At 48.5% G+C, this 18348-nt stretch carries 17 protein-coding genes; 10 read left to right on the top strand and 7 right to left on the bottom strand.

Features of this window, described 5'->3' with window-relative positions; genetic code table 11:
• Positions 1 to 52 precede the first annotated feature (52 nt).
• A complete protein-coding gene (locus MKZ15_RS20170; RefSeq protein ID WP_339817660.1) occupies positions 53 to 1105 on the top strand; it encodes a sugar diacid recognition domain-containing protein in 1053 nt (350 codons plus the stop codon).
• A 40-nt stretch (positions 1106 to 1145) separates the two neighbouring features.
• Here MKZ15_RS20170 and MKZ15_RS20165 read toward each other — a convergent pair whose 3' ends face one another.
• Both MKZ15_RS20165 and MKZ15_RS20160 read right to left on the bottom strand, forming a co-directional pair.
• Positions 1146 to 2282 (bottom strand): glycerate kinase, encoded by a 1137-nt coding sequence (locus tag MKZ15_RS20165; protein WP_339817659.1) that lies wholly within the window; start codon positions 2280 to 2282, stop codon positions 1146 to 1148.
• An 18-nt stretch (positions 2283 to 2300) separates the two neighbouring features.
• Positions 2301 to 3602 carry a TRAP transporter large permease subunit gene (locus MKZ15_RS20160; protein WP_193419112.1) on the bottom strand — a complete coding sequence of 434 codons (1302 nt, stop codon included), beginning with the start codon at positions 3600 to 3602 and terminating at the stop codon, positions 2301 to 2303.
• Positions 3603 to 4092: 490 nt separating this feature from the next.
• Between MKZ15_RS20160 and MKZ15_RS20155 the strand changes: the two genes are divergently transcribed.
• Complete coding sequence (locus MKZ15_RS20155) at positions 4093 to 4719, top strand: type 1 glutamine amidotransferase family protein (protein WP_339817653.1); 627 nt, start codon at positions 4093 to 4095, stop codon at positions 4717 to 4719.
• Positions 4720 to 4886: 167 nt separating this feature from the next.
• Here the strand turns inward: MKZ15_RS20155 and MKZ15_RS20150 are convergent, their stop codons facing one another.
• The 4 genes from MKZ15_RS20150 to MKZ15_RS20135 form a co-directional block, all read right to left on the bottom strand.
• Entirely contained in the window at positions 4887 to 5798 is a 912-nt protein-coding gene (locus MKZ15_RS20150) for an SRPBCC family protein (RefSeq protein ID WP_339817651.1), read from the bottom strand.
• Positions 5799 to 5802: 4 nt separating this feature from the next.
• Positions 5803 to 6312, bottom strand: coding sequence for a MerR family transcriptional regulator (locus MKZ15_RS20145; RefSeq protein ID WP_155608447.1), 510 nt, complete (start codon positions 6310 to 6312; stop codon positions 5803 to 5805).
• 185 nt (positions 6313 to 6497) lie between these two features.
• On the bottom strand, positions 6498 to 6710 hold the full coding sequence (locus MKZ15_RS20140; RefSeq protein WP_339817649.1) for an SDR family oxidoreductase: 213 nt from the start codon (positions 6708 to 6710) through the stop codon (positions 6498 to 6500).
• A gap of 189 nt (positions 6711 to 6899) precedes the next feature.
• Entirely contained in the window at positions 6900 to 7313 is a 414-nt protein-coding gene (locus MKZ15_RS20135) for a MerR family transcriptional regulator (protein WP_155608444.1), read from the bottom strand.
• Positions 7314 to 7409: 96 nt separating this feature from the next.
• Here MKZ15_RS20135 and MKZ15_RS20130 point away from each other — a divergent pair, with 96 nt between their 5' ends.
• The 6 genes from MKZ15_RS20130 to MKZ15_RS20105 all read left to right on the top strand — a co-directional run bounded on the left by MKZ15_RS20130 (position 7410) and on the right by MKZ15_RS20105 (position 11902).
• Entirely contained in the window at positions 7410 to 8240 is an 831-nt protein-coding gene (locus tag MKZ15_RS20130; RefSeq protein ID WP_339817645.1) for an SDR family oxidoreductase, read from the top strand.
• Between the two features lie 194 nt (positions 8241 to 8434).
• Complete coding sequence (locus tag MKZ15_RS20125; protein ID WP_193417664.1) at positions 8435 to 8896, top strand: MerR family transcriptional regulator; 462 nt, start codon at positions 8435 to 8437, stop codon at positions 8894 to 8896.
• Positions 8897 to 9022: 126 nt separating this feature from the next.
• Positions 9023 to 9418: a VOC family protein gene (locus tag MKZ15_RS20120; protein ID WP_339817642.1), complete on the top strand. Its 396-nt coding sequence runs from the start codon at positions 9023 to 9025 to the stop codon at positions 9416 to 9418.
• Positions 9419 to 9556: 138 nt separating this feature from the next.
• Positions 9557 to 10186: a TetR/AcrR family transcriptional regulator gene (locus MKZ15_RS20115; protein ID WP_193417668.1), complete on the top strand. Its 630-nt coding sequence runs from the start codon at positions 9557 to 9559 to the stop codon at positions 10184 to 10186.
• A 79-nt stretch (positions 10187 to 10265) separates the two neighbouring features.
• Positions 10266 to 11195 carry an ABC transporter ATP-binding protein gene (locus MKZ15_RS20110; RefSeq protein WP_339817639.1) on the top strand — a complete coding sequence of 310 codons (930 nt, stop codon included), beginning with the start codon at positions 10266 to 10268 and terminating at the stop codon, positions 11193 to 11195.
• Positions 11192 to 11902 carry an ABC transporter permease gene (locus MKZ15_RS20105; RefSeq protein ID WP_339817637.1) on the top strand — a complete coding sequence of 237 codons (711 nt, stop codon included), beginning with the start codon at positions 11192 to 11194 and terminating at the stop codon, positions 11900 to 11902. The genes MKZ15_RS20110 and MKZ15_RS20105 overlap by 4 nt, the downstream gene beginning before the upstream one ends.
• Before the next feature lie 93 nt (positions 11903 to 11995).
• Here the strand turns inward: MKZ15_RS20105 and MKZ15_RS20100 are convergent, their stop codons facing one another.
• Positions 11996 to 14032, bottom strand: a complete 2037-nt coding sequence (locus tag MKZ15_RS20100) for a methyl-accepting chemotaxis protein (protein ID WP_339817635.1) — start codon at positions 14030 to 14032, stop codon at positions 11996 to 11998.
• A gap of 247 nt (positions 14033 to 14279) precedes the next feature.
• Between MKZ15_RS20100 and MKZ15_RS20095 the strand changes: the two genes are divergently transcribed.
• Positions 14280 to 16496 (top strand): helix-turn-helix domain-containing protein, encoded by a 2217-nt coding sequence (locus MKZ15_RS20095; protein ID WP_339817633.1) that lies wholly within the window; start codon positions 14280 to 14282, stop codon positions 16494 to 16496.
• Between the two features lie 35 nt (positions 16497 to 16531).
• Positions 16532 to 18142, top strand: a complete 1611-nt coding sequence (locus tag MKZ15_RS20090) for an extracellular solute-binding protein (protein ID WP_339817631.1) — start codon at positions 16532 to 16534, stop codon at positions 18140 to 18142.
• The last annotated feature ends 206 nt before the right edge of the window (positions 18143 to 18348 follow it).

The following is an 18348-nucleotide window of genomic DNA, read 5'->3' as shown; positions in this document are numbered from 1 at the left end:
ACTGTTTTCAAGCAGATTCATCTATCGCACGGGTTATTGTGAGGGTCGATTAATGAACGAAGAAGGAGAAGCTTCCATGTATGAGTTAACACATATTCAGGCCCAGAGCATTGTCGATCGAATGATGAAAGACATTCCCTATAATATTAACATTATGGATCGAACTGGTATGATCATCGGAAGTGGAAATAAAGATAGAATCGGCACGCTGCACCATGGTGCAGTACAAGCCATACAAAAACGAAGGATCGTGGAAATTTTTGAAGATGAGGAATTCGTAAAGAAGGGAATTAACTTACCGATTGAGCTGAATGGCAACATTATTGGAGTAGTAGGAATCAGCGGTGAAGTAGAGGTAACGAGACCCTTCGGTAACATTCTGAAGTCAGCCGTGATTTTGTTAATCGACAATAGCATCGCTTTGGAAAAGAAGAACGTTCAAAAAAATCTCAAACAAGAGTTTTTTACCCAAGTCATCAATGCGGAAACTGCTTATACGCAGGAAATGATCGATCAGGCGTTGATCTATGGTATTCAGTTGACGAGACCTTTCCAGATCATTTACGTGGAATCTCCCACAGAGATTGACGAGCATATTGCCATAAGTGTCCCCTTTTTCAAAATGACGCAGACTTCACTTTGTATCGTCGTTCAGGTAGCAGATCAGATTGAGGATCTTCAACAGACGCTAGAAAAGCACTATCCCAACACCTTGATATCGATGAGTAATTGGAATGATAAGATTGCCGATGGGCTTGCGCAGGCCAAGTCGGCGATGCGCGTGCTGAAGGGGGTCTACACGAACCAAAAGCATATATCCTACGCGAATTGTGATTTAATCGTTGACATGTTGAAATCATTTAAAAATGATGTCAGATTAGAGCGCCTAGCCCATGTGCTTGAACAAAATTATGAATTAATCAAAACGCTACAGATTTATATTAATTGCAACCTTAACCTAAATGAAACTGCCAGTAAACTGATGATCCACAGGAACACGTTAAACTATCGATTAAACAAAATCCATCAAGTTACGGGCAAAGATCCCAAAAATGTCATGGAGCTCATGGAACTCATCTTGATGCTGATTAACCGAGTAGAATAAATGAGGACGGCCGTATAATGCTGAGGCCGTCCTCCAAGTGTTATTTTAACAATCTCGCAATATTTTCCGAGGTACGAGCAACATTTTCCTTGCCTTCCGCTAATAAGGTATCAAGATCGGCTGCCTTTGGAACAATACCAAAGATGGCATCAAACCCTTCATCGTATAAGGCCTCTATATCTTGGCCGATAGATCCCGCCAAAGCGATCACCTTGATATCGCTGCTCACGCTTTTTGCTGCCTGAGCGACTCCATAAGGGGTTTTGCCGAATTTCGTCTGAAAGTCGATCCCGCCTTCACCAGTGAAGCAATAATCTACATGTTGGAGTTTTTCTTTAAGTCCGGTATACTCAATTACAATTTCAATTCCTTTTTTCATGGTTGCGTTTGTGAAGGCCAGCAATCCGCCTCCGAGGCCGCCTGCGGCGCCTGCTCCAGGTAAATCTAAAATGTCCGCTCCAATTTGCTGCTTAATGACATTGCTATAATGTCTTAAGCTCTCATCCAACAAGGCAACCATTTCCGGAGTAGCCCCCTTTTGGGGCCCGAAGACTACGGAAGCCCCTTTATCACCACAAAGTGGATTGGTCACGTCGGATGCAACCAGGATATGAATATGTTTTAATTGCGGATGCACGCCAGTGGGATCAATGGTATCCAGTGCAAGGAGGCTTCCTCCGCCAAACGGCAATTCCTTCCCTTCCTTATCCAGGAATTTATATCCCAGCGCTCTAGCCATACCTGCTCCTCCATCATTCGTAGCGCTGCCACCAATGCCTAGAATGATGTCCGTAATGCCCCTTTCAATACAATCCTTAATGAGTTCACCCGTTCCAAAGGTAGTCGTAATGAGAGGGTTTTTGGTTTCCTTCGTCACATGATGAATTCCACTAGCAGATGCCATCTCGATGACACCTGTCTTGCCGTCTCCCAAAATTCCATAATGCGCGATAACTGGTGTTCCAAGAGGCCCGGTCACTTCTTTCTGAATGATGGTGCCACTTGTTGCATCCACCAACGACTGAACCGTGCCTTCACCGCCATCCGCCATAGGAACATGAATACATTCCGCATCCGGAATAGCTCTTTTGATGCCGATTTCCATAGCTTCACACACTTCTTTTGCCGTCATGCTTTCTTTAAATGAGTCCGGAGCCAGCATAAATAGTTTACTCATTGAGGATTCCCCATTCCTTTATAAGATAAATCCGAATAGAACCACGGCTACGATCGTCATTGCTAAACCGACGATGCTTTCATATAAGGCCACCTTCAACCGATCCTTCATGCTCATGCCCATCGCATTCCGTGTCACGTGGAAGTAGGTTCCGTGCGGCAGGTGGTCGATGACCGTAGCCCCCGCATGGGTCATTACTGCGGCCGATAGAGGAGCAACGCCTGTATTGAGAATCGCATTTGAGAAGGAGCCTGTGGCCAAAATAACTCCTGTTGAAGTCGATGCGGTTGCCCCGGCCATCAACACGCCTGCGATAGGTGCCAGGAAGACTCCGGAGATGCCCGACGATTCAACCAATGCAACAACCTCTGCGGGCAGGGTAGAAGCCGTAATCAATCCACCAATGGCACCCGCCCCAATAATAATCAAGATTGTTGGAGTCATTCGATTCAAACCGGCCGTGCAATAGTTCAGTATTTCTTTCGATTTGCCTAAGGTTAAGGCACCGACTACGCCGGCAAACGGTAAAATAAACAATGAATCAATCTTAAGCTTTGCTAAAAAGTCTGCTCCGAGCATCGAGCCAATGGGACTAATCATCAACAGCACAATCGCGATGACTGGAGCTACCAAAGCTTTGGATAAAGGAGGCAGGTTCTTTGAACTGGTTTTTTCCAATTCAGCTGCTTCCAGATCTGTCACTTTCGTGCCTTTAAATTTAATGAATGATGCGATAATGACAGTAACGGCCAATCCAACAAGCGCAGGAACGACTCCACCAAGCATGACCTGGTTTACATCGAGCTGAAATCCGCCGGCCGCTGCAATAGTGTTTGGGTTCGGTGAGATAATGTTGCCCGCCTTACCTCCACCAGAGAGGGCAACGAGCAAAGCGATTTTGGAGTACCCCATTTTATTACCTACCGATAACGCGATCGGGGCAACAATCAAGACGGCCACAGGAATGAATACCCCTACTGCCGTGATCACCATGGTAGCGAGCGCAAGGGATAACATCGCTTTCGTTCCACCTAGTTTATCAACGATGAATTCTGCAATGGTTCCGGCTGATCCCGATTCCATCATTACGCCGGCAAAAACACCTGCAGCGATAATTCGTATAACGGTACCTTGTACACTTTGAGTTCCAGAAATCAGGATGTTGATGACTTCCGAAAAATTCGCCCCGCCGATAAACGCACCAACTATTGCTCCTAGAATTAGTGCATAAGTGGGTGCCAGTCTAAACAAAATTAAAATAATTGCTAGCGCTAAACCCGCTAAAGCACCAATCCAGGATATATCTAATGCTGCTGTCATCTGAAAAATCCTCCTCATGTTGATTGTTCTAATTTGGTGCCCCTATTTAAAATTCACCGTACTAATAAACCTCATTCACATAGCCTCAGTCTCTATCTAGTTGTGTAATTGCGATGTGGTGAAGTTATCCCTCCTTAAAAGTTCCTAAATTCACTAACTTGAATACGGTTTCATTATATTAAGATTTAGGCCATCAAACAATTGATATTCCAATGAATATAATTGTGCATATGCACTAAATTTGTTCGACTCTAAGATTTTCCGATTCACTCGGAGAATTGATATTAACCTTTATAAGGAGACTTGAAATCTATTACCTGGTTTAGTCGGTGAGGACGGGGTTCATTGCTTGAGCTAATGGTATATTATCAACTTTAATAGCTTCACTGACAGCGAATGTCAGTGAAGTCATTTTATTATGATGATAATCATGGATTACCGATGGACGGTTGGTATCACTTGATGAATTGAAAATAAGGAGAACTTGCAAATGGATAATACGGTATATCTTTATGTTTTTGACACCATGGCAGACTGGGAAATAGGCTACTTAACTGCCGAATTGAACTCGGGAAGATTTTATAAAAAGGGGCTGGCCCCATCCAAAATTGTCACCATGGGAATTGATAAGACTCCAGTAACTACAATGGGTGGATTGAAAATACTGCCTGACATCCAATTGGATGAGTGCAGCATTGAAAGATCTGATCTATTGATTTTGCCCGGTGGAGATACATGGACAGAAGCCATTCATCACCCTATCTTAAAAATTGCTGAGAGGTGTTTAAGGGAAGGAATATGGGTTGCAGCGATTTGTGGTGCTACAATGGGACTTGCCCAGACAGGATTGCTGAATTCACGTGGGCATACAAGCAATGATCTGGAATACCTGAAAATGGTCTGTCCCACCTATACAGGAGAAAATGATTACAAGATGGAGCCAGCTGTAACTGATGGAAAACTGATCACGGCATCTGGAATAGCTCCGTTGGAATTTTCCGCGCACATCTTGAAAGCTTTGGATGTGTTTTCTCCAAAAACGTTAGACGCCTGGTATAGCCTTAATAAGACTAATGAATCTAAATATTACTATGAGTTGATGAATTCAATACAATGAGGGTCCCAGCGACTTTGCATTGCGAGTCAATCGATTGACCAATACTGCACGTTAGTTCAATAAAAAGAATGCTCGATATGAAATATCGAGCATGACCCAAAATCGGCCTAAGAACGCTCCAACGTTCTTAGGCCGAAGCTGTTGAAGCAGGTGCTTCTCAATAGCTACTATACGTGCTGTCCCCCTAGAACAGCCTGAAGACGGTCCAGGTTCTGCTCGTTGCTGTCCGGGCAATATGATTTTACTTGCTCAAATAGGTTCTCGTCTTTAAACTGTTGACGGAATGTCACACGCGTTCGCGCCCCCTCATCGGTAAATGTCGCCGTCAATCGGAACTCAGGAGCGCCTTGATGCTCCAGAACGATACGCTTTCCCGCCTCGATCTCGATGAACTTATTCTCGTTCGGATATTCCTTGCCGTCTGGTCCGTGAAAGGTAAAACGCCAGAAGCCACCTTCGCGAAAGTCGAATTCGTGGAACGTGCTCGTGAAGCCGTTAGGACCCCACCACCGCGTCAGAAGCTCCGGTTGCGCCCACGCCCGGTAGACCTCTTCCCTTGGGGAGTCGTATAAACGCGTGTGGGCAAACTCCAAGTCATTGGCAACCAGATCAAAGTTGTCCTTCGCGGCTAAGGACCCTTCGGTTTGAACAAGCGATTTGCCAAGGAGCTCAAGTAGCTCCCTCGAGCCGTGTTCCCGATTCTCCATCGCATCAAGCCCATCGAAGAAGGTTCCTTGCTCCGTAAAGGTCAGCTTCGTGCCGCCATCCGTGTCTGTAAGCTCAATCGTCGTGATGGACACCGAGAACCGCACGCCGTTAAAGTCCATTACGTACGTATAAACAATCCGTTCGAGCGGAACGATGTCCTGATAGATTGCGTCGAATGTGAACAACCCGCCTCCTGGCGCCTCGCCGCTGCTGAGTTCCCGTCCGCCTACCCGGAACTCGAACACTTCGGGCTTCGTGAACCAACGCGCTTTGGCTTCAGCGTCAGCCATTGCGTTGTACACTAGCTCCCTGGATGTCGGATACGTCTTTTCAATTACGAATGTGCCATGGTTTACGAATTTTTCTTTCATGATTTTATTCCTCCTCGTCATCTGTTTGTACTGTTTCCTCATCCCCGCTCGCCAAAAACATCCCCAGTAGGCCAAAACGTTTCTCCCAACTTTGTTGACGATTAAGGATCGGCTTCTCGTAGTCGTTCTTCATTGCTTGCAGCAGTGTGGTGAAATCTTCTACCGTTACTTGAGCTTTTCCTTTCATCCGCTTTGACACATGCCTCAGTTGATCCAGTAGCTTTTGCTGACGCCGTATTTGCTCCTGTACCCGCTCGATTTGCAAGTTGACGACTTCAAGCGGGTCAATTTCGCGGCCCGTTAGCGCCGCCTTCACCTCGTCGAGCGATAGGCCTAACTCCTTCAGCGAAACAATTCGGAAGAGCCGCGATAAGTCTTCGTCGTCATAGAGCCGATGTCCTGATTCCGTGGCTGCCGACGGCGAGAGTAGCCCAATCTGGTCGTAGAAGCGCAATGTACGCACCGTTAGCCCCGTCAATTTGGCCAGATCCCCGACCTTCCAATATCGTTTCATTGATCATCTCCGTTCTTTGTCGCTAGCTCGATTTCCGGTAGCCTTATTATAAAACCTGACGTTACGTAAGGTGCAAGTGATTTATTAAAATTTTAATTTTCTTTGGAAAAAAAGAAGAGCCTAAGAAAAACTTAGGCTCCTTTTTTGCTGCTAATGGATAAACGACTGCCATCGTTTTGCTCCCCTTAAAGTCGGGTTCCCCCAGTGGCGTCAATAAACTGCCCCGTAACCCATCGTGCTTCCTCAGAAGCTAAAAACGCAACGATATCCGCAACATCCTTGGTAGTTCCCACTCTTCCGAAAGCAGACATTGAAGCAGCTTCAGCATGAGATTCCGGGATGGCTAGCCAATCCTTGTTCATATCCGTAGCCGTTACTCCCGGCCTTACTGCATTCACCGTAATACCTTCAAAGCCGGCTTCAGCCGCGACATGCTGGAAGCTGTTGCGGAGCAGGCGCTCTCCACCTGGCCTACCGGCGGCACCACACTTACGAACAAGTCATCTTAAATCGGTCTCGGTACTTTAGCTCAACACAAAAGCCACTCCTTCATCAGGAGTGGCTTTTGTTTACCGCAATTCCATAGATTAGATGTTTATTTTCTGACGCAGTTCGTCCATCATCGCTTCAGCTTGTGATGGATCCTCATCCAACAGCTTCCTGTAGGTCAACATCCAATTTAGGGTTACAAGCATATGATCGTATTCGTCTTTCTTGCGCTCGATCTCTTGGATCTTCTGAAGAATCCATGAGATCACTTCTTGGTTCGTACGTGCGCTAGTATCTTGTTCCTGCAAGATCGTCTTCAGCTCAGCTAACGTGCAGCCGATGCCTTGGAATTTCTTAATTAGCTTCAGCCGCCCAATAGCTTCGTCTGAGTAGTTGCGGTAATTATTCTGCTCTCGCTGAATATGCCTGCCATCAAGCAAGCCTTCCTTCTCATAAAAACGAATGGTATGCGGTGTTAGTCCCATCAAGTCTGCTAATTCTTGAATTTTCATAGGATCGCCTACCTCCAAACGCTTGCCTTAGAGTGTACTTTATAGTTTAGACTGATGTCAGATCTTCGTCAAATTCAAAGGAGGCGTTAAACGATTATGCATATCTTCGTTACAGGTGCATCAGGTTATATTGGAACAGCCGTCGTTCGTGAACTCATCGATGCGGGCCATCAGGTGGTTGGGTTGACCCGTTCAGAGAGCGGTGCACACCTATTAGAGAGCTTAGGAGCTGAGGTGGCTCGCGGTGTTGTTGAGGACTTGGAGTTTTTGCGCCAGAAGGCAGCCGCTTCAGACGGTGTGATTCATCTTGCGTTTAACCACGATTTCTCTAATTTCGCAGCATCGCTATCAGCGGATCTTCGCGCTATCGAAGCATTGGGAGGGGGACTTGCGGGCTCCGGTAAACCACTGGTGATCACAGCGCACGCGAATGGCAAAGCATCGGAGGATGCAGCACTTTCGTTTATTGAACAAGGCGTGAGAGCCTTGATTGTCTCGCTTGCTCCTTCCGTTCATGGAGAAGGGGATAAAGGCTTCGTGCCTCAACTCATTCGAATTGCCCGGGAAAGAGGGGCTTCAGCATACGTTGGAGACGGTACCAACCGTTGGCCGGCGATTCATCGCTTGGATGCGGCGGTTTTGTTCCGACTCGCCGTCGAATCAGCGCCTGCAGGCTCACGATTGGATGGCGTCGGCGATGAAGGCATTCCGTTCAAAGACATTGCCGGCGTCATCGGTCGTCACTTAGATGTGCCGGTAGTCTGCATTCCGCATGAAGAAGCCCAAGCCGTTTTCGGTTTTTTAGGCATGGTCGCATCGCTTGACTTAGCAAGATCAAGTGAGGGGACGAAGGAGCTGCTCGGTTGGAAGCCTCTCCAACAGGGTCTTCTTGCAGATCTGGAGCAAGGGCATTACTTCCTAAAATAGCTCAGGGCTTGCAAGGTATCCTCACCTATGCTTTATCCTAATACAAAAGCCACTCCTTCCCAGGAGTGGCTTTTGTACGCTCGCGCAGAAATGGGGTTTTCGCGGACGGCCGCAATGCCTTACAATATGCTTATGGACTTCGTGTTACACGAAGCTATGCGAGCTTCATCCACTTTTCCCAAGGAGGATCACATATGTATACGGTCAAAGAAGCCGCCCAGATCACGGGGCTCACCGAGCACGCCATACGCTTTTACACGGATAAAGGGTTGGTCCCTAGCTTGCAGCGGAATCAGAACAACATTCGGATGTTCGACGAAGAATCGATCAATTGGCTGCACGGCATCAAATGTCTCAAGCAATCCGGGATGCCGATTGAAGGGATCAAAACGTACGTCGATCTCTGTCTCGAAGGAGATTCGACGATCCCTCAACGTTTTGCTCTTATGATGGAGCATAAAGAAGCGGCGATTGCCAAGCTCGAAGAAGCCAAACGGCATATCGCTCATCTAGAAGAGAAAACCGTTCTTTATCAGGCCATTCTGGAGCATCGCTCTCCGGATACGATGAATCCAGGCAATTGGGACAAAATTCGGCATATGCATCGTGACGTATTTTATTCGCCTTCTGCTGTGCTTACAAATCGACCTCTTTGATAATCCCAAAGTGCTAGTAAATTATATTCGAAAAGATAATAAACCCACCGATGAATTCAACTCCATTCCCACGTCTACATTTATAGAAGGACCAAATCAATTACTGAGAAAGGTTGTTGGTGTAGAATGGGAGCACAAATTTACGCTTATCTGATGTCGGAGGATGCAAGAAGCCAGGCCAACTTCTACATAGCGGCTTTAGGCGGAGAAATTCAATTTCTGGCTACCTACGGGGAAGCGCCGGGAACACCTGAGGCGATGAAGGAGAAGGTCATGCATCTGGCTTTGACCGTAGCCGGGACGAACACCTTAATGTTTGCGGACTCTCTTGAGCCGGTATCGTACAATCGCAGCACCAGCATCTCGGTCGTTTATGATGATTTGGCGGAAGCCACGGCGGCCTATGCCAACTTAAGTCAGGGCGGGGAGAGTAAGTATCCGTTCGCCCTTCAACCATGGGGGGCTCATTACGGAGAAGTGATCGATAAATTTGGCGTCACGTGGATGATTACCAAACAGTAAGTTTAAGCTGTCGAGGTCCAGACCTCGACAGCTTTTTTCTTTGCGGCGTTGCTTGAGATTAGCACAACTTGACTCCAATACCTCCAGCGGTTATGATTTACTCAACGATCGTTTAGTGAAAAGAAAGAAGGTCTACGAATGCCAACCGAGCGGAGAACCAACCGAATAACCAGTCGGGATTTGCAAGCGGCTGAACGCAGGCAGCAAATCCTTGATATCGCGAAACGGCTGTTTGCGGAGAAGGGGTATCATGCGACCTCCATGCGCGAATTAAATAAAGAGATCGGCATGGCGGAGGCGTTAACCTATCATTATTTTCCCGGAGGTAAGCTGGAGATTCTGAAATCGGTGCTGCAAACTGCTCAGGAGGAGCGAATCTCCAATTTTGTGGCCTTTTTCAAGGAGCTGTTCCAAGGCGGGGCGGAGTTAGAAAAGGTTCTGCTTCAGCTCACCAACGGAATTGCCCGGCGCATCCAGGAGGATCAACAATACTTTCAGATTTTAATGCGGGAACGTAAATTGCTTGGACAAGAGCAGCAAGATGCTTTGGATGAGCTGACCAAACAACCGTTTGCGGCCCTTGCCGATTTCTTATCGAAGCAATCCGCTCAGGGAAGTGTCCGGGAGATGGATTATGAGATGGCTGCCTCGCAATTTCTATCCCATGTAGTCGTCTTTGTTGTCCGGGAAATCCTGAATGGCCGGGAGCTGTCCCAGAAAGAGATGCAGCGGATCGCCAGTTTTTACGTACAAATGTGGGCGAAGTAAATTTTTTTACCTATTTTACTCAACGAACGTTCAATCAAATAAAGACTTGTTTCAAATCATAATGAGGAGGGCATCTACGATGGAAGAAATCATCCGCACCGAGCGTCTAACAAAACGTTATAGCAGCCGAACCGTCGTTAATGAGGTTACGATGACGGTCAAGAGAGGGGAAATCTACGGCTTCCTCGGTCTGAACGGAGCCGGCAAGACGACGACGATCCGCTGCTTACTTGGGATGAACAAGCCAACCTCGGGAGAGGTCTATTTGTTCGGAAGAAAGCTTGCCCAGGGGGGAGAAGCGCTTTGGAAACGAGTTGGTTATCTGGTGGAGACACCGGCAGCCTATCCCGGATTTACGGTAAGGGAGAACTTAAAGTTGTTCGCGAGGCTGCACGGAGTCCGGGAGCGGAGTGCCGTGGAGGCGGTGATGGAGAAGCTGAGCATGAGCGAATATGCCGAGACGCAAGCCAAGCATTTATCGCTGGGCAATGCGCAAAAGCTGGGATTAGCCAAAGCGCTGCTGCATCATCCGGAGATTCTGATTCTTGATGAACCTACCAACGCGCTCGATCCGGCCGGAATCGTTGAAGTCCGTGAATTACTCCGAAATTTAGCTGAACGGCATGGGGTGACCGTGTTTATTTCCAGCCATATTTTAGAGGAGATTTCGAAGATTGCCACCCGAATCGGAATCATTCATCGCGGGGTACTTCTGCAGGAGCTATCGGCGAGCGAATTCGAACAACTCCGGCAAAAGCGGCTCTATATCGGGGTCAACGATCAGGCGGAGGCTGCGCGAACCGTTCTGATCAATGGCGGTTATCATGTCCGGGTTACCGATAACGGGGGGTTAGAGGTATCCGATGAACACGCCATCCGGCAACCGGAGACCGTGGCGAAGCTGCTAACGGACGCGCGTCTCCCGCTTGCTTTATTGAAGGTGGAGGAAGAGGATTTGGAGGCTTATTTTCTGAAAACGATTGGAGCCAAAGGGGGGACGGAAGAATGAGATCTTTGCTTGCAGCCATTCGGACCGAAAATACGAAGCTATACCGTTCCTATGTCTTGTGGGGAACCATGGTATTCTTCCTGTTTGTTACGGCCATTCGCGTTGGCGAGGGGGATTGGAACACATACCTTACTAATGTCGTGTTTATGTTCGCTAGCGTATTTGGTATTGTCGGTTTTGGCGTGGTAGCGGGTTGGACGTTTGGACGAGAATATGCGGACCGTACCATGAAGGATTTGCTGGCACTTCCCGTATCACGGGGGAGAATCGTTGCCGCGAAATCGATGTCGGCCATTGTCGGGTGCCTGGTGGTCGTGCTAATCACGCTCGGCTTTGCGATATTGCTAGGTTTTGTCGTAGGTGTGCCTGGTTTTTCGATGGATAAGATGCTGCATCTCGTGCTCCAATTGTTGATTATTTCCGGCATTCATCTATTCATGTGCGGTCCGGTCATTTGGATTGCTTGCGTATCACGGGGTTATTTGGCTCCGATGGCGTTCGCCTTTTGTACGCTGATGGTGGCCTTGATTGGGGGACCGACGCGTCTAGGTGCATATCTTCCTTGGTCGATCCCGGCTCTCCAGTTGGCGCAGAGCGGCGGGGCCGTGTTTCCGCTGGGGCCGGCAAGCTATATTATCCCTATCGTTGTTGGCTTTGCGGGTTATCTCGGGACTTGGGCCTGGTGGCGTTGGGCGGATCAGAAGTAAGGCTAAAAGAAGCTGGCGAGAAGGAGTTAACCCGAACCACCCTGCAGCATTGCAGGATGATTCGGGTTCGTTGGGTTTCGAGGCCTTGGTGGACTAAGCTTTCGGTTTCAGTTGGAACTGATTGATCTGGCTGTTCAAAGATACCGAAATGTCGTTGAGTTGACCCGCGTGGCTGGAGACTTCCTGGGCGCTTGCCAGCATTTCTTCGGACGAGGCGGAGATTTCTTCCGAAGAGGCGGACATTTCTTGGGCAAAGGCCGAAACGGCCGATACTTTATCGACGACGATGTCTTTGGTTTGAAGCGTGTTTTGGATGTTAAGGTAAGTTTCTTCGATCAATGGAGCAATCGCCGATACCGCTTCAAGAATATCCCGGAAGGAATCGGTCGTGAGCTCAACCGATTGCACCTGGTTACCCATGAGGTCTTCCACCTCGTGAGACGTTTGAAGGACTTCCTTCGTTTCAACGGCAATGGATTCGATCAACGCTTGGATCTGTTCCGTAGCGATTTTGGATTGCTCCGCCAATTTTCGAACCTCTCCGGCGACGACAGCGAAACCTGCCCCTGCCTCCCCGGCTCTGGACGCCTCAATCGCGGCATTTAAGGCTAGCAGATTCGTTTGATTGGAGATTCCGTTAATAGTCTGGGTAATCATGCCGATTTGCGAGACGCTGTCTTCGAGCGCCGTCAGTTTGACGTGGACCTCTTGGACGGCTGTCGTCAAGCTTCCGCTGGAGGACGAGACGAGTTCGATGTTTTCTTTGCCTACGCCGGCTTTGTCCTCTGCTCCGTCTACATGATGTTTCACCATAGCCATCTTATCTTGAATTCCATCGAGATGTTCCGCCAATTCCGACATCAACTCGACGATTTGCGTCAGCTCGTCCGCTTGCGAAGCCGTTCCTTCCGCCACGTGCTGAATTGCGGTCGCGACCTCGCTGGAAGCAGAGCTTAGCTGGGTGGAGGCCGTAGCCAACTGTGCGGACATATCGTCCGTTTGATCGGCTTTGCCCTGAATGCCGGATACGACGTCTCGCAAATGGATGACCATGTCTCTGAAGCTAAAGGCTAAGGCACCCACTTCGTCTTTGCCTTTCGCCGTAATCTCGTGATATAGTTCACCGTCAGCTACTTGCTTGGAGGCTTTGGCCAACTGTTGAATCGGCTTGATCACCCGATTGGTAACAAAGAACAAAATGAGCGAGATCAGAACATAAGCAGCCGCACTGACCACCGTGGTGAGCAGGATAATCTGGTTTATAGTTCGTTCTGTATTTTTCATCGAAAGTCCGATGTCGATTGCGCCAAGAACTTTGCCGTCCATTTTGATAGGGAGAATGATATCGTAGACCTTCGTTTTCTCTTTCTCGTAATAATACGTTGAAGTATACGTCTTGCCTTGTTGTATCGCCGTCTTACTTCCCTCATCATCCAGAGAAATGCCGATTCTTTCCGGATCCGAATGGGCGGCCGCCTTCAGGTTCGGATCGATGAAGAGGGCATATACGATTTCTTCGTTTTTGCTTAGATTATTGATTAAATACTGGTACCCTACACTGTCCGTAAACGTCTGGATTTTATTGGCCAAAATGCCGATCTGGATAACTCCGCCATCGCTTCGTTTCACGTATCCGTATTTATAATAGTCCCCCGTCTCCTTGCTTTTTCTGATGTCTTCCACATAGAAAGCGGCTCCGCCGCCAAGAACCTGCTGGGCCTTATGTTCTTTGCCGAAGACGGTGCCTATGCTGGTGGGCAGATTGGAGTACTCGATCGTACCGGACGCGTCTGCCAAATTGATTTCGTCGACTTCAAATTGCTTGGCGATCGCAGTCAAATATTCATTATTGGTGGCCGACTGAATGTTTGCATTCAGGTAACCGCCTAACGTTCGGATATCGGCTTCTGTAGAGGAATTGATGATTTCGAGTGCTGAGGAGCTCATTTCAAGTTGCGAGACCGCTTGATTTGCGATCAGGAGCCCGTCACTTTTCATTTGGTTTAGTAGACTTCGTTCTGTTATGTTGGTCACGCTAAAAGCAATAACCAGAATCGCAATCAATACGCTTGCGAGGGGAATACCTAACAGTTTCAGCCGAATGGAATGCAGGTTAAGCAATTTCTTCATGTTTTGCGCCGTCCTTTTTGTAGTCATTTTTTGGGTAATAGGGCCCAACCATTATACCTACCTTTGGCATATCAATCTGTGTCATTTGTACTATTTTTTTGGTTTTTGCACCGGCGGCCCTGCAACTGCGCAGTGCAATAAATATCTAAAAACTTAAATAAAAAAGGAGAGTCTCGAATAAATTGTTAATTAACAACACGAATGGGATCATTTATAATGAACGAAACGGTTTGGGAGAGTTGGCTTTATGCGAATGAACTGGTATTACCGTACGATTCTTTCCTATGCTCCGATTCTCTTCGTCATCATTTCCTCGATGATCTTCATGATTTTCCTGGCTCTTAACAATGCTTCCGAGCGTAAATACCTGGAAACCAATAAAGCGATCCTGGATCGAATCGTATTTAATGCAGATGCGAATCTGATGCTGATCGAGCGAAACGTCGTCAGCAAATTGTTGATGGATGGCGAGATCCAGGACTACTTCACGAACGGCCCTAAGGATGCTCTGGATGATTTCCTGCTTCAGAAGAAGATGATCGAATTAAGCTTGACTTTGCCGTTTGCCAACACCATCTACATTTATAATGAAACCGAACAGCGGGTTATCTCGGATTTGGGATCGTATTCGCTAGATGCGTTTGGTGACGCAGACTTCTTGACGGCCAACTACGGGAATAAGGAATCCGCAGGTTGGTTTAATCCGCGATCCTTTGCCTATCTGCCCCGTGAGGAAGAGGAGCAGTCCGTCGTCTCCCTGATGAAATTTGCCTTTATTGGGGACGACATGCGTGGAGCCCTCGTCGTAAACGTGTATCAGCGCTCTTTTCTGGAATACCTCAACTCATTAAGTGAAAGCGGTTACAATCAGGTTCGTCTGATCGATGCGGCGACCAATGTATCCCCGGATTCGGAGCCAGCTGTGAGTCCAATTCAAGTTCAATCCGATTATACCGGCTTTACTTATGTCTCGGAGGGGGTGCATGACCAAGGTTATAATTGGCTCTCCCTCTTCTCGAACGCATGGATGGTCATTTGGGTTGTCCTGATAATGCTAGCCTTGCTGGGGTTCACGATCGTGACGCACATCCATTACAAGCCCATTCAATCGATCATGGAAAAGGTTAGCCAGTTTTCGAATCGAAAAAGCGAGGAGCTTGGCATCAAAGGGGCAAACAATGAGTTCACCTTTATCGAGACGGCGCTGGACCATCTGCTAAAGCGTTCGTTGGATTATGACAACCTGCATAAGGAAGACAGTTTGCTGCGGCAACAGCGGCTTTTTCACGATTTGTTGGCGGGGCATCTCGTGTTGACGGATGCAGAATTCCAGCGACGGCTGGCCGAGTTTAATCTGTCCGCCCCCTATGACCGCTTAGGCGTGATTGTGGCAGAGCTGGACCGGTATGCTTGGTTTACGGACAAATACAGGATCAAAGACCAGTACCTGCTTAAGTTTATTATCGAAAGCGCCTTCCGCGACCTGGGACAGAGCCATCATTCCTTTGTATGGCATGCGTGGATGGAGCCGCATCGCATCGCTTTCGTCGTGCATCATACGGCGTCTGAACCGCGCAGCAATCAAGCAGCGGCGGAATATGCTGAGGAATTTAAGAAGTGGATCCATCAGCATTTGGAGCTGACGATTTCGATCGGAATCGGGGCGGACTCCAAGTCGATCGAAACCATCGCGGATTCCTATCGAAACGCGCATGAGAACGTGGAGCTCAAAACCATCTTCGGCATCCATTCGATCATCGATAATCGGAAAAGCGCCGCCATTCTAAATCTGGACCGGTACGCTTACCTGCAAGCTTTGGATTATGCCGCACAGTCTTTCCGCATGAACGAAAGCGAATGGCGAGAGAAATTAACGCAGATTTTCGGCGAACTTGGAAAAATGCGGTTTCGCAAGCGGGACATGGCGGAGTTTGCCCAGGCGTTCCTCAAACGAATGGATCAGGCCGTTCTGGCTTTATCCTCCTCGATCCAGGCCCGTTGGAAGGAAGATTTTCAGGATCGATTCGCGGGGATGACGGAGACGACGGAAACGCTAGGTGAATTTCAGGAACAGTTCATGAGCCTCATGAATCAGTTCGAGGCGAGCGTGGAAGAGGATCGCCAAGCTCGCAGGCATCATAGTTTAGCGTTGCAGGCTAAACATTTCATCGATGCGCATTTCACCGATCCGGGCCTCTCTCTGGTCCAAGTCAGCGACTATCTGAACCTCCAGCCCAGCGCGCTAAGTCTGATTTTCAAAGAAGAAATAGGCGAGAAATTCGTGGATTACGTCTTAAAGGTTCGGATGCAGCACGCCAAACAGCTCCTGGTGGAAACCGAGGATTCGATTCAGTCGGTTGCGGAGAACATCGGTTACCAGAATGTGAACTCGTTTTACCGCGCCTTCAAGAAATTTCAGGACATCCCGCCGGGAGAATACCGCAATATGTACCGTATGATTTAGAGCTTAGTCAATCCAACGTGGGAGGAGGAGTCGCGATGTTGCTTGCGAGGTCGTGGTTATCGAAGCTGGCGGTCATCGTCATCTTGAGCTTATTGGCGGCAGGTTGCGGCGGATTTGAGGATACGGATCGGCTAGGCCTGGCGGCGGACTCGATCCGGTCCTTCGAAGCGGATGGATTCGCGGCGGCCGATGACGGCTGGGCCACACTTCGAATCGAACTGTTTGAACGAAGCAACAAGCCGATTGGCGCGCCGACCATTACCGATAATGCGATGACGCAGTACATTCAGGAGCATTTCGGAGATCCGGAACGGATCAAGATCGAATTTGTTACGGTTCCCCGCGCGGAGGAAGTCAGGCGTTTGCAGGTATTGATGGCGGCGAATCAAGCGCCGGATATCGTGTTCACTTACGACCTGCCTACCGTCTACAATTTCTTCACGCAGGGGAAATTAACCGATCTGTCGCCATTGTTGGATCAATACGGCTCACGGTTGAAGCAGCTTCTGGGGGAGGAAATCTTGAGTTACGGGCGGCTTGAGGGAACTCAGTTTGCGATCCCGGCGAAACGGGTACTGACGGCTCGAAGCACCACTTTGATCCGGGAGGATTGGCTTCGGGAAGCCGGCTTGCCTTTGCCGGAGACAACGGAGGACTTCTACAGGGCGCTTCAGGCATTTAAAGAAAATCGGCTGCGGAAGGACGGAGAAACCATCTATCCCTTCGGTCAAATCGATTATTATCATACGGCTCCGCTGCAGTACTCGTTTTGGGATTGGGACCGGATCACCATGGAGGACTTGTACGCCGAGCCGGGCTGGACGATGCCCGGAAACAAAGAAGCGTTCCGGTTTCTGAATCGTCTGTACCATGAGGGTCTGATCGATCCGGATTTTCACTTGGACCGATTCGCCCAGCAATCTCAGAAAGACCTGGTAAAAGGCCGAGTCGGAGCTGCAACACCAAATACGAATGAGCCGGTATATATGGGATATCTCGCTGAATTGTTAAGGAACGACCCGAACGCCATCTTGACGCCAATCGATCCATTTACGAGCGTAAAAGGCAAAAAGCCCAAGCCGATCCTGGAGGATACGGGCATGTACATCATGGTTCCGAAAACGAGTAAAAACGCGGAGGCTGCCATTAAATACTTGAACTGGATGGCGCAGCCGGAGAACATCATCACGCTGCAGAACGGCGTGGAGGGGGTGACGTACCGGATGGAGGATGGCGTGCCGGTTACCCTGGAGAGCGAGGATGTGGACCGTTTACTATTTAATTATTTTGACTATTGCATCATCCTGAATGGGAAATATGTCAGTAGCAAGGACGAACGGTTGAATCTGAAAGCCAATGCGTCCAACGCGCGATTCGAGGAGTTTACGCGTAAGAGCGTAGAATACGGCATGAACGACGGCATCGAGCCCCCGCGCCTACATGCGATCTTATCCTCCGAAATTCGGTATGCCGCCATTTTGAACGAGAAGAATGACGAGATCTTCGTGAAGGTTATTACGGCGTCGCCGGAGGAATTCGATGCCGTTTACGATCAGGAAGTAGCGGAGTATTTATCCATGGGCGGACAGCAGGTCCGTGAGGAAAAGCACCAGGCCTACCAAGCGCAGAGCAGCGGAACACCATAAACTGAATCAGCCAGATGAACGAGTTGAAATCAGGTCGTCCCAAGGAGGGAGTTATTCCTTCTTGGGGCGATTTTTCTTTTGACCGAAACGTCCTTCCAGCCCGCTATCTCAACAAAGGGTAGGCATATAAAAAAGGTGAAACACCCGTTTTAAAAAGAGAAGAGGTCCTCAAAAAAGGAGAATTTCCCATCGATCGCTCATGCGTT

This window comes from Paenibacillus sp. FSL R7-0216, from assembly GCF_037969915.1.
Lineage (GTDB): Bacteria > Bacillota > Bacilli > Paenibacillales > Paenibacillaceae > Fontibacillus > Fontibacillus rhizolycopersici.
The sequence above is the reverse complement of the archived record's forward strand: the minus strand, read 5'-3'. Positions and strand labels throughout refer to the sequence as shown.

Bases quoted from the DNA above. Each gene is read 5' to 3' on its own strand.
- MKZ15_RS20170 (WP_339817660.1), top strand. From the start codon at position 53: ATGAACGAAGAAGGAGAAGCTTCCATGTATGAGTTAACACATATTCAG.
- MKZ15_RS20165 (WP_339817659.1), bottom strand. From the start codon at position 2,282: ATGAGTAAACTATTTATGCTGGCTCCGGACTCATTTAAAGAAAGCATG.
- MKZ15_RS20160 (WP_193419112.1), bottom strand. From the start codon at position 3,602: ATGACAGCAGCATTAGATATATCCTGGATTGGTGCTTTAGCGGGTTTA.
- MKZ15_RS20155 (WP_339817653.1), top strand. From the start codon at position 4,093: ATGGATAATACGGTATATCTTTATGTTTTTGACACCATGGCAGACTGG.
- MKZ15_RS20150 (WP_339817651.1), bottom strand. From the start codon at position 5,798: ATGAAAGAAAAATTCGTAAACCATGGCACATTCGTAATTGAAAAGACG.
- MKZ15_RS20145 (WP_155608447.1), bottom strand. From the start codon at position 6,312: ATGAAACGATATTGGAAGGTCGGGGATCTGGCCAAATTGACGGGGCTA.
- MKZ15_RS20135 (WP_155608444.1), bottom strand. From the start codon at position 7,313: ATGAAAATTCAAGAATTAGCAGACTTGATGGGACTAACACCGCATACC.
- MKZ15_RS20130 (WP_339817645.1), top strand. From the start codon at position 7,410: ATGCATATCTTCGTTACAGGTGCATCAGGTTATATTGGAACAGCCGTC.
- MKZ15_RS20125 (WP_193417664.1), top strand. From the start codon at position 8,435: ATGTATACGGTCAAAGAAGCCGCCCAGATCACGGGGCTCACCGAGCAC.
- MKZ15_RS20120 (WP_339817642.1), top strand. From the start codon at position 9,023: ATGGGAGCACAAATTTACGCTTATCTGATGTCGGAGGATGCAAGAAGC.
- MKZ15_RS20115 (WP_193417668.1), top strand. From the start codon at position 9,557: ATGCCAACCGAGCGGAGAACCAACCGAATAACCAGTCGGGATTTGCAA.
- MKZ15_RS20110 (WP_339817639.1), top strand. From the start codon at position 10,266: ATGGAAGAAATCATCCGCACCGAGCGTCTAACAAAACGTTATAGCAGC.
- MKZ15_RS20105 (WP_339817637.1), top strand. From the start codon at position 11,192: ATGAGATCTTTGCTTGCAGCCATTCGGACCGAAAATACGAAGCTATAC.
- MKZ15_RS20100 (WP_339817635.1), bottom strand. From the start codon at position 14,032: ATGAAGAAATTGCTTAACCTGCATTCCATTCGGCTGAAACTGTTAGGT.
- MKZ15_RS20095 (WP_339817633.1), top strand. From the start codon at position 14,280: ATGCGAATGAACTGGTATTACCGTACGATTCTTTCCTATGCTCCGATT.
- MKZ15_RS20090 (WP_339817631.1), top strand. From the start codon at position 16,532: ATGTTGCTTGCGAGGTCGTGGTTATCGAAGCTGGCGGTCATCGTCATC.